At 37.0% G+C, this 11626-nt stretch carries 10 protein-coding genes; 4 read left to right on the forward strand and 6 right to left on the reverse strand.

Translation table 11 applies throughout. The features are described from left to right. Both VLZ86_RS09630 and msrB read right to left on the reverse strand, forming a co-directional pair. Window positions 1-378, reverse strand: a 378-nt coding sequence (locus VLZ86_RS09630) for an FAD-dependent oxidoreductase (RefSeq protein WP_325450751.1), incomplete at its 3' end; no start/stop codon positions are given. 319 nt (window positions 379-697) lie between these two features. After that, window positions 698-1183 carry a peptide-methionine (R)-S-oxide reductase MsrB gene (gene msrB, locus VLZ86_RS09635; protein ID WP_325450753.1) on the reverse strand — a complete coding sequence of 162 codons (486 nt, stop codon included), beginning with the start codon at window positions 1181-1183 and terminating at the stop codon, window positions 698-700. Between the two features lie 173 nt (window positions 1184-1356). Between msrB and glgB the strand changes: the two genes are divergently transcribed. From glgB to VLZ86_RS09655, 4 genes are all read left to right on the forward strand, one after another. Further along, entirely contained in the window at window positions 1357-3504 is a 2148-nt protein-coding gene (glgB, locus tag VLZ86_RS09640) for a 1,4-alpha-glucan branching protein GlgB (protein ID WP_325450756.1), read from the forward strand. Between the two features lie 120 nt (window positions 3505-3624). After that, window positions 3625-6030 (forward strand): glycoside hydrolase family 31 protein, encoded by a 2406-nt coding sequence (locus VLZ86_RS09645; protein WP_325450758.1) that lies wholly within the window; start codon window positions 3625-3627, stop codon window positions 6028-6030. Window positions 6031-6132: 102 nt separating this feature from the next. Beyond that, window positions 6133-6951 (forward strand): M48 family metallopeptidase, encoded by an 819-nt coding sequence (locus VLZ86_RS09650; RefSeq protein ID WP_325450760.1) that lies wholly within the window; start codon window positions 6133-6135, stop codon window positions 6949-6951. 158 nt (window positions 6952-7109) lie between these two features. Continuing rightward, on the forward strand, window positions 7110-8486 hold the full coding sequence (locus tag VLZ86_RS09655; RefSeq protein WP_325450762.1) for an MFS transporter: 1377 nt from the start codon (window positions 7110-7112) through the stop codon (window positions 8484-8486). Between the two features lie 62 nt (window positions 8487-8548). On the opposite strand, the gene VLZ86_RS09660 is transcribed toward VLZ86_RS09655, so the two are convergent. From VLZ86_RS09660 to VLZ86_RS09675, 4 genes are read right to left on the reverse strand one after another with little or no spacing between them, the layout of a single operon-like run. After that, window positions 8549-9262, reverse strand: a complete 714-nt coding sequence (locus VLZ86_RS09660; RefSeq protein ID WP_325450764.1) for a head GIN domain-containing protein — start codon at window positions 9260-9262, stop codon at window positions 8549-8551. A 44-nt stretch (window positions 9263-9306) separates the two neighbouring features. After that, window positions 9307-10389, reverse strand: a complete 1083-nt coding sequence (locus VLZ86_RS09665) for a hypothetical protein (RefSeq protein WP_325450766.1) — start codon at window positions 10387-10389, stop codon at window positions 9307-9309. 10 nt (window positions 10390-10399) lie between these two features. Then, window positions 10400-10957, reverse strand: a complete 558-nt coding sequence (locus tag VLZ86_RS09670) for a hypothetical protein (RefSeq protein WP_325450768.1) — start codon at window positions 10955-10957, stop codon at window positions 10400-10402. A gap of 4 nt (window positions 10958-10961) precedes the next feature. After that, on the reverse strand, window positions 10962-11528 hold the full coding sequence (locus VLZ86_RS09675) for an RNA polymerase sigma factor (RefSeq protein ID WP_325450770.1): 567 nt from the start codon (window positions 11526-11528) through the stop codon (window positions 10962-10964). Window positions 11529-11626: the final 98 nt, after the last annotated feature.

The raw sequence follows: 11626 nt of genomic DNA on the forward strand, positions 1-11626 counted from the left end.
CTTTCCGTCAACGTCAACTTTTTTGCCGGGTTTCAGTTTTCCAAAACCTTCAATCACATCAATTTTATTTTTTCTCAATAAAAACTGAACCCCTTTGCTCATGCCGCCTGCAACATCGCGACTGCGTTTTACAACCGCTGAAAAATCCTTATCGGCTTCCTTTACAGAAAGGCCATAATCTTTAGCATGTTTAAGATATTCAAAAACTTCTGCCGATTTCAGCAATGCTTTAGTTGGGATACAACCCCAATTTAAACAAACGCCACCAAGACTTTCTTTTTCAATAATTGCAGTTTTGAAACCTAATTGTGATGCTCTAATAGCAGTTACGTAGCCACCAGGACCACTTCCAAGAACAATGATATCGTATTTACTCATGAGATTTATTTAATCGTGATTAGAAGCCACGAAGTTACAAAAAGTAAATTTCAAATTGCAAATTACCAAATCCAAATATGGGAATAGTTATTAAGAATTGGTTTTAAATGGTCTTTGTTGCCTCCACGTTTTTTATAAAGGTTAATTTTAAAGCTTAATAGCGAAGTCAAATAACCGCCTCCAGCCTTTTTTCCATTCTTTCAGAAGTTTTCAGAAGTTTATTGAAGCATAGGGAACTTTTAACTTCTGATAGCGTTGATGACCATTTTTTCATCTTCTGCTTCTAAAAAGTTAGGCCATCATCGAATTCGAATACATTTTATTTTCTGGGCACAAACTCCAGAGCTACCCCATTGATGCAGTGACGTTTTCCAGTGGTTGCCTTTGGCCCGTCATTAAAAACATGGCCTAAATGACTGCCACAGGTAGCACAATGTTCTTCTATGCCCATGTACGCATTGCCACCTTTCTCAAAAGCAACATTGCCCTCAATAACACGGTCAAAACTTGGCCAACCCGTTCCAGAATCAAATTTGTTTTCACTTTCGTAAAGTGGGGTTTTACAGGCGGCACATACATAGGTTCCCGACTCGTAATGTTTATCAAGCGGACTAGAAAAGGCTCTTTCAGTACCACCGCGTCTCATGACATTGTATTGCATAGGAGTCAATGCCGCCTTCCATTCCGCATCTGATTTTGTGATGGTAAATTCTTTTTCTTGACCTGATTTATGCTCTTTTTTTTGTGCGGGACTGTCACAACTAAAAATTAGGCTGAATAAAAATATAAAAGATAGTGTTTTCATAATGATGATATATGGTTTTGATATTAAGTCGAAAGGTATTTTGTTTCCTTTCTTTAGAAAGTGTTAAGATAATAACAAGGATTTTAAATCAGCAATTCATGTTACATTGTCAACGTAATTTTAGTACTTTAGGATTTTAATTTCAAATATCTTAACACATTTAAACCTAAAATATGGCAAAAGTAACGCCTTGTAGTCGTTTTACCGATTTTGATATCAATCTATTTTTAGCTGGAAAGCATTTCAGACTTTATGAAAAGTTTGGGTCGCACATCATGGAAGTCGATGGTATAAAAGGCACTTATTTTGCAGTTTGGGCCCCCAGTGCCAAAAAAGTTTCGGTAATTGGCGATTTTAATAATTGGAATGACAATGCACATGAACTCAATGTCAGATGGGATAAAAGTGGTGTGTGGGAAGGCTTTGTTCCAAAAGTTGGGCAAGGTAATATTTACAAATATAAAATCACGAGCCATCATAACAACATAAAAACCGAAAAGGCAGATCCTTATGCACGTCGTTCTGAGCATCCACCAAAAACGGCATCTATAATATGGCAAGATAATTATAAATGGAAAGATGACAATTGGATGTCCAAGCGTAAAAAGAACAATGCTTTAGATGCTCCATTCTCTGTTTACGAAGTGCATTTAGGCTCTTGGAAACGTCATGAAACCGAAGATCGATTTATGTCTTACGTGGAGTTGGCAGATGATCTTGTTGCTTATGTTAAAAAAATGAAGTTTACCCATGTGGAGCTGATGCCCATTATGGAATTCCCCTATGACCCAAGTTGGGGCTATCAAATCACAGGATACTTCGCGCCAACCTCACGTTTTGGTTATCCTGAGGAATTCAAGTTTTTAGTGGATACCCTTCATAAAAATGATATTGGCGTTCTTTTGGATTGGGTGCCCTCACATTTTCCTGAAGATGCACACGGCCTTGGGTATTTTGATGGTTCTTGTTTGTACGAACATCCAGATAGACGAAAAGGCTATCACCATGATTGGAAAAGTTTGATCTTTAATTATGGACGAAACGAAGTCAAATCGTTTTTGATCAGTAATGCACTTTTTTGGTTGGACCAATATCATGCTGACGGATTACGGGTTGATGCCGTAGCCTCCATGTTATATCTGGATTATTCAAGAAATGAAGGGGAGTGGGAGCCAAATATGTTTGGTGGAAGAGAGAATTTAGATGCAGTTGCATTTATAAAGGAGATGAATGAAGCGGTATATTCCAATTATCCTGATGTACAGAATATAGCTGAAGAATCCACAGCATTCCCAATGGTATCACGACCTACATTTTCTGGCGGACTTGGTTTTGGCATGAAGTGGATGATGGGCTGGATGCATGATTCACTTGAATATTTTGCCAAACCGCCTATCTATCGACAATACCATCAAAATGACTTGACGTTTTCAATGACTTATGCTTTTTCTGAAAATTTCATGTTGCCACTGAGCCACGATGAAGTTGTATATGGCAAACGTTCCATATTAGGTAGGATGCCCGGCGATGAATGGCAACGCTTTGCCAACTTGAGACTGTTATACAGTTATATGTTTACACATCCTGGAGGCAAATTGCTTTTTATGGGCTGTGAATTTGGACAGAACAACGAATGGAATTTTAGATCGAGTTTGGATTGGCATTTATTAGATTCTAAATTTCACCAAGGGATTCAAAACCTGATCATCGATTTAAACCGTTTATACCAGTCAGAACCTGCAATGTACGAGCAACAATTTTCGGGTGGAGGTTTTGAATGGATAGCTTATGATGACCACAAAAATTCAGTTTTAGTCTATATCAGAAAAGGGAATGACCCTAAAAATGATGTTATAGTTGCCTGTAATATGACCCCAACACCAATGGTCAACTACGGTATAGGAGTGCCTACTAATGGAAAACTCCAAGAGATTTTCAATAGTGATGATGAGATTTACCACGGTACGGGCGATTTTAAGAACAAAATCATTAGCACTAAGAAAATCGAAATGCACAATCGGGCCCATTCTGTAGAAATTATTATTCCACCCTTGGGAATGGTTGCTTTTAAATATATCAAACCGACCAAGTCATCTCATAAAGTCTCAGATAAATCGATTGTAAAAGAGAAAGCAAAAATTGTAAAAAAGTCACCAAAAGAAGAAGTGAAAACAAATTCTAAACCTAAAAAGGAGGCTTCGGATACAAATGCTAACAAGACATCCAAGTCTCCGGTAAAATCTACTAAGATTAAACCAACGAAATCCAATTCGAAATCCAGCAAACCTCACTCCATATCTAAGAAAACAGACGGAAAATAATAATTGACAGTCCATTTCATTAATTAATCAACGCGCAATCGTTGTAGTTAACAAGTACTATCAACTTAAATTTTATATTTGAAAACTTATATGTTTTTTTGTGATTTTTAATACCATATTATGATTATAAATACTGATTTAGAACAAAAGGGGAATTTGTTTCCATCCAAAATAATAGCCTATAGAAAGGATGTAGACACACTTTACTTTACTACAGAGAATGATGTCGTTTTAGAAATGACTATTTTGAGAGATAGTGTCCTACGTTTTAGATATACGACCACTGGTACCTTCGAAAATGATTTTTCTTATGCCATTACAAAACATGCCAGCAAAGGTTACAACTTTTTAGAAATTGAAGAAGAGGCAGAATCTTATAAGATTACCACGTCTAAACTTATTTGTCATATCAAAAAGGATAATTTACAAGTCCTGATTTTTGATGCCAAAGATCATAAACTAATCAATGAAGACGAACTGGGTTTCCATTGGGAAGAAAGCTATGAATATGGCGGTAATATTGTGAAAATGAGTAAAGCATCCCATGATGGCGAGAGCTATTATGGCTTGGGCGATAAACCTGTTGAGCTCAATTTAAAGGGGAAACGCTTTGAGAACTGGGTGACAGATAGTTACGCTTTTGGTAAGGATACTGACCCTATTTATAAAGCCATTCCATTTTATACGGGATTAAAAGATAAAAAAGCCTACGGAATTTTCTTTGACAATAGCTTTAGATCCTATTTTGATTTTTGTCAAGAAAGACGCAACGTTACAAGTTTCTGGGCTCAAGGCGGTGAAATGAACTATTATTTCATCTATGGCCCACAAATGGAAGATGTTGTTGCCAATTATACCGATTTAACTGGAAAACCACATCAATTGCCACCGTTATGGGCATTGGGTTTCCATCAATGTAAATGGAGTTATTATCCAGAATCTACAGTCAAAGAGGTAACCTCAAAGTTCAGGGAGTTAAAAATCCCTTGTGATGCCATTTATTTGGACATCGATTATATGGATGGTTTTAGATGTTTTACTTGGGATAAAAATCATTTTCCAGATCCAAAACGCATGGTCAAGGAATTAGCTGATGATGGTTTCAAAACGGTTGTCATCATTGATCCGGGAATCAAAGTTGATAAAGATTACTCTGTTTTTAAGGAGGCATTGGACAAAGATTACTTCTGTAAGCGAGCCGATGGCCCTTATATGAAAGGTAAAGTATGGCCGGGAGAATGTTATTTTCCTGATTTCACTAATGAGAAAGTACGCGAGTGGTGGTCAAATTTATTTAGGGATTTGGTAGAAAATATAGGAGTTAAAGGCGTTTGGAATGATATGAATGAACCTGCGGTGATGGAAGTTCCAAATAAGACTTTTCCTGACCACGTAAGACACGAATATGATGGTAACCGTTGTAGCCACAGAAAGGCACATAATGTTTACGGCATGCAGATGGCAAGAGCAACCTACCAAGGTGTGAAGAAATTTGCCTATCCAAAACGACCATTTGTGATCACTCGTGCTGCATATTCTGGGACACAACGCTATTGTTCCACCTGGACAGGAGATAACGTAGCATCATGGGAACATTTATGGATAGCCAATATACAGGCACAACGTATGGCTATGTCAGGATTCTCTTTTGCCGGTAGTGATATTGGTGGGTTTGCAGAACAGCCAAGTGGCGAGTTATTTACTAGATGGATTCAACTTGGAGTTTTCCATCCTTTCTTTAGAGTGCATTCTTCTGGAGATCACGGGAATCAAGAGCCGTGGGCATTTGATGAAGACGTTACCAATATCGTCCGAAAATGGATTGAGTTGCGTTACCAACTACTACCTTATTTATACACTTCATTTTGGAAATATGTTGAAGAAGGAATTCCGATGTTGAAATCCCTCGTCTTATTTGATCAAGATGATGTGCATACACATTACAGGTCTGATGAATTTATCTTTGGAGACCATATCTTGGTATGTCCAATATTAGAACCGAATGCTCGCGGAAGGCGTATGTTTATTCCTCGAGGTGAATGGTTCAACTTTTGGACCGATCAAATTGTGTCAGGAGGAAAGGAAATGTGGGTGGATGCTGATATTGAAACCATCCCGGTTTTTGTGAAAGCCGGAGCTATCATTCCAAAATTCCCGGTGCAACAATATGTTGGTGAGATAGATATTGCTGAAGTAAAGCTTGATGTTTATTTTAAAAACGGGAAGGAATCCTCTGTTTTATTTGATGATGCCCATGATGGTTATGATTATAAAAAAGGACGCTACAGTTTAAGAACCTTTAAATTGACAGGAAAATCAGACGAACTCATTATCCAACAACACAAAGAAGGAAAATTTGATGCCGAATACCAGACGTTTAAAATTGAATTCCATGGGCTTCCTTTTTCCATTACTAAGGTACAGATTGATAATGAAGAAATATCTTTAAATGACCTTAAAATGAACGGTAATAATTCAATGATAATCGACAAAGGTTTTACCGAATTACATCTTTTTGGGAAATAGAATTCCTTTGATTTCACAATAGCAAAAACTATTTCTTTTTGAGTTAATCAATAAGGGAATGGTTTTTGTATTTTTAACACTAAATCATAACACAATTACAAAATGAGATATAAAAATTCAATAGTAGCAATGGGTGCACTGTCACTATTTTTATCATGCGCTACGAATCCATTTACGGGAAATAAGACCTTAGCCCTTGTTCCAAACTCACAACTTTTTCCTACTGCATTTGCACAGTATGATGAGTTTCTAAATGAGAACAAGGTGATAAGAAATACGAAGGATGCCGATATGGTGAGACGTGTTGGACAAAAAATAGCCGTAGCTGCTGAACGTTGGTTAGACGCCAATGGTTATCAGGGCTATTTAAAAGACTATCAATGGGAATATAACCTTGTTGATGACAAAACTGTAAACGCATGGTGTATGCCTGGCGGGAAAATTGTTGTTTACACGGGTATTTTACCAATAGCTCAAGATGAGGCAGGACTAGCTGCCATTATGGGGCACGAGGTATCCCACGCTCTCGCTAATCATGGTCAGCAACGTATGAGTGCCGGAATGTTGCAACAAATGGGTGCTATAGCTGGAAATGTGGTGATTAACGATCCAGAAACATTAAATCTTTTTAACCAAGCTTACGGTGTTGGTTCTCAAGTAGGCGTGATGCTTCCTTTTAGCAGAAGTCATGAAACGCAAGCCGATGAGATTGGTCTGTATTTAATGGCGATTGCTGGTTATGAGCCTTTGGAAGCTGCCAACCTATGGAGACGTATGAGCGCCCAAAGTGGAGGAGGAGCACCACCTGAATTTTTAAGCACACACCCTGCCAATGAAACACGTATTAAAAACATTGAAGCTCACGCTGAAAAAGCCAGAGCAGAAGCAAAGAAATTTGGAGTAAACACATTTAAAAGTTAATCCATCGCTGTTGTAAAATAAATAACTATTTTTAAAAGCTGTTCATGCCCAAAACCTGGAGCGAACAGCTTTTTTGTTTTCAATATCTGTTGCATTCATGTTTAATGGTATAGGAATGACAACCGCGAATAATAATAGAAATAATTAATAAGCCTTCAATGGAGAAATATCAAAAAGGAAGCAAGAAATTACTGAATGCATGGGCATTTTATGATTGGGCAAATTCAGTATATACACTCACCATTGCGTCATCCATATTTCCTATATTTTATTCCGCATTGTTTATTTCTGAGGTCAAAAGGATCAGTGCCTTTGGTTTCGAATTTAAAAGCACGGCCCTCATCACCTTTGTTACGGCATTCACATTTTTGGTTGTGGCAATCTTATCGCCCATTTTATCAGGTATTGCCGATTACGTTGGTAACAAAAAGAGTTTTATGAAGTTTTTCTGTTATGTGGGTGGACTAGGCTGTATTGGGTTGTATTGGTTTAGCTTAGAGCACATTCATCTGAGTTTGCTGTTTTATTTTATGGGCTTGATAGGCTATTGGGGAAGTTTGGTGTTTTATAATTCTTACCTTCCTGATATAGCTTTTCCTGAACAACAGGATAAAATTAGCGCCAAAGGTTTTTCAATGGGATATATTGGAAGTGTGCTTTTGTTGATCTTCAATTTAGCTATGGTGATGTACCCAAATATCTTTGGATTTAGCATTGCAATAGCGCCAGACATTTTGGCCACCGGGACCGAAACAGAAATAGAAGTGGCTAGTGAAGCCGCTAGAAATGCTGCTTCAATTGAAGCCATGAGAGTAGCGTTTATTACTGTGGGACTCTGGTGGATTCTGTTCAGCCAATACACTTTTTATATCTTACCTAAGGGCGTTTCAAACGGTCATAAAGTCACCAAATCTATAGTTTTTAATGGTTTTAAGGAACTAAGAACCGTCTGGACGGCATTGACCAATAACTTAAGATTGAAACGGTATCTAGCAGCCTTTTTTGTTTTTAGTATGGCAGTTCAGACCATTATGTTGGTTGCTGTTTATTTTGGAGAAGAAGAAATAGCATGGGCTGATACTGATGGGAAAACCATGGGTTTGATTTTCAGTATTGTAATTATTCAGTTGGTCGCTATAATAGGCGCTATTTTGACTTCAAAAGCATCGGCTAAATTTGGAAACATCAACACCTTAATTGCCATAAACTTTATTTGGATGGGCTTATGTTTTTACGCCTTTTTTATGACCACCCCAATGGATTTTTATATTGCTGCCAGTTGTGTCGGATTTGTGATGGGTGGGATCCAATCCTTGGCGCGTTCAACCTACTCCAAATTTTTACCGGAAACTAAAGATACCACCTCATACTTTAGCTTTTTTGATGTGGCAGAAAAAATTGGAATTGTTATCGGGATGGTCATCTTTGCTACTATCGATCAAATTACGGGCAGTATGCGTAATGCCATTCTATTTTTGTTTATATTCTTTTTATTAGGAATCGTCCTTCTTTTTAGAGTTCCCAGAAAAGCATAGCTTATTTAGCTCTAACCTTTACTATTTAAGAAATGATCACGAAAGTGCGCACCTGATTCCTATTAATTACTAATGCTACCTGAACCGGCTACTTTCGTATCTTCAGATTTAGGATTTCCTGAGTATTTTATGTCACCTGATCCTGATACACGGGCTGTTAATTGGCCGTTGCAGACCACTTTGGCATCTCCTGAACCATTTACCGAAACGTTCACATCATTGGCAATAAGATTAAGCCCCTTGAAATCTCCAGAGCCGGTCACGCTCGCTTTTAAATGATTTGTCTTTCCTTTCAAGGTTAAATCTCCAGAACCTGTAACATTGGCGTCAACCGATGTTGCCTCCACATCCAATATGATGTCTCCAGAACCTGTCACTGAAGTCTTGAAATGAGGTGTTGAAATGGTGTTTTCGTTCCAAACATCTCCTGATCCAGTAAGGAAAACAGTATTGATGTCTTCAAAAGGAACCGTTATTTTGATGGTCTTATTCTTGGAGGTATGTAAATTGACTTTATTCTCGATTTTGACATTTAATGTGCCATTTTTCACTTCAGTTATAATATATTGCAACAGGTTTTCTTCTCCTTCAATTTTTATTTTTCCTTCCGTTCCTGAGACCAAAACGTAATCAAAAGGTCCCGCAAAAGTAACGGCATCATAAGCTGAAGTTGTTCTGGTAATGGAAGTGATGTTGCCATTTCCTTTGATTTTCATTTGGGCCTGACTTGTGGTTGTAAGGAGTAGCACTGCAACAAATAGAATTGATTTTTTCATGGAATTAGATTGTTTTTATTTCCGCGATAGCGAAACGGTGTTAATTAATTTCTTTTGAATGTGACACTCCCATAATCGGAAGTGATTTTAATGAGGTTCTTTGCGTTGGCATCACCTTGATACCCTTGGTATAGTTTGTCATTGGATTCCGCTTTCTTCTTAATGAACTGAAAGTCTTCAGCGCCTCTAAGCGAAGCATATTCCAACTTGATGTCAAACTTAAATTGATATCCAAAATCGTATCCAATGGTGATAACGGTAAAATCTGAATCTATAGAAACGTTACCCGCATTTTTTGTCATTCTATCAATCTTGATAGAGCCATAATCGGCTGCTATCTGAATGTTCTTATAGATTTCTCCAAAACGTGCGGTCAGATAATCGCCATTACCTTTTACGTTATTAGCCTTTTCCACGGTGACGGATCCATAATCGCAAGTGTAACTTACATTTTCCGCAATTTCGACGACTGACTTGGTATAATCAGCATTAATGTCGAGGTCTTTAGTTTTTGCTACGGTAAAACTACTGTAGTCAGCATTTATTTTTCCGCTTTTGATGAATTCGAAATAGCTGTTATTGGTGTAGTCGAACGAGATCAAATTATTGTCGGCCATTAGTTCTTTAGTGGTGATTTTACCATAATCGCAGTTGATTTTGGCGTGACCCTCCAATCGGTCTAAATTAATACTACCATAATCATTGCTCAAATCCACACTATTGCTCATTGGTAATTTTATCAAATAATTGATTTCCATATTGACATTAGTATTTCTTCCCCAATTCCACCAGCTTCCAGATTTATTTTTATCGAAGATGGTTTTAGCAGATACCAAGGTTGAAGAGGCATGAAAATCTACAGTAATATTATCTAGTTTTTCCTGTACCTTGTCCAGATTGTTGCCATTAGTTTTGATGTTGACCTCAATCCTGACCGTGTTTCCGGAATAGGTGATGATATTGATATTGCCATAACTGTTGCTGATTTTCAACAAGGCGTCCTGATTGACCGTATATTCTTTTTTTATGGTTTTTTCTTTGGTGTGCCTGCCATCCCATTTATTGCCCGCAAAAGTCAAATGGAAAGGGAGCAACAAGATCATAAGAAAATATAGTTTAGTTTTCATAGGTGCTAATTTAAAGGGTCATTTGAGTTTGTTCTGATTGTTTGAATTCCTTAAGGTTTTCAATAGATTTTAATACATTTTCCAAAATGTCTATTCGGCTTTGGAAATTGCTGATCATGGCATAAATTACACGTTTATCCTTACCACTTGCCTTAAGGTCAAGCTTTAATCTTTCATAATTTTTTTCTAACAATTCCATTTGTTTTAAAGCATCTGAAATAAGTATTTCATTTTCTGGATTTCGCTGTGCTTTTATTTTGTTCAATTCAGAAGAGATCGCCGTTGTAAAAAAGTCTTGGGTTTGAGACAATTCTGGAGATACACTTGCCAGATCATTGACTTCCATTTTGTTTTGTAAAAAGATAAACAATCCAAAAAACACTATTATCGATGCAGCAATAGATAGAATAACTGTGAATGATTTTCTTTTTGGAGCTTTAGCATTTTCTTTCTTGTTAACCGAATTTAACTTATCAAAAAATCGTTGTTGATGACCAATTTCAGGTATTTCAATGTCAAATTCATGTTCTAAATCCCTAAAAAGTTCTTCTAGTTTATCTGTTTTCATAATTTTACTTTTTAAAGTCCACTAGAGGTTTTAACTTTTGTCTCAAACTGTCTTTGGCACGAGAGATCATCGTACGACAGTTAGCATAACTTATATTCATGATCTCGCCAATTTCTTCGTAATCATAACCTTCAATTAAAAATAAGGTCAAGGCTATTTGATAATTTTCCTTTAAACTTTTCATGCACTTTACAATTTGAGCCGCTTTGATGTTAGTCCATTCGTAATCTTCAGGAACACCTTGATCATCTTCAACTTTATATATGACGTTTTCTAGAGGAACGTTGTTGTCCTTTTTATTTTTTTGATATTCAGAAATGCTATTGTTGATGACAATTCGTTTCAACCATGGTCCAAACATTGAATACTCCTTGAGCGTCTCTAGTTTTGTGAAAGCCGTCAAAAATGATTCTTGCATAATGTCCTCGGCCTTAAAACTGTCCTTTACAATTCTAAAACTCGTGTTGTACATGGCTTTGTAATAGCTGTTGTAAACGTCCATTTGCGCACGTTGGTCACCAGATTTACATTGCTCCAGCAAAACTTCAATATGAGGGTTGGTTGGTGTCAAAAAAACAATTGCTTTGTTATAAAGATGAAGTTATATATACTTTGTTACAGTTTTTTGAAAATATTTTTGAAAGGGATTGGTCGTGACCTGTGCTCTAG

It is taken from the genome of Gelidibacter sp., from assembly GCF_035515035.1.
Lineage (GTDB): Bacteria > Bacteroidota > Bacteroidia > Flavobacteriales > Flavobacteriaceae > Gelidibacter.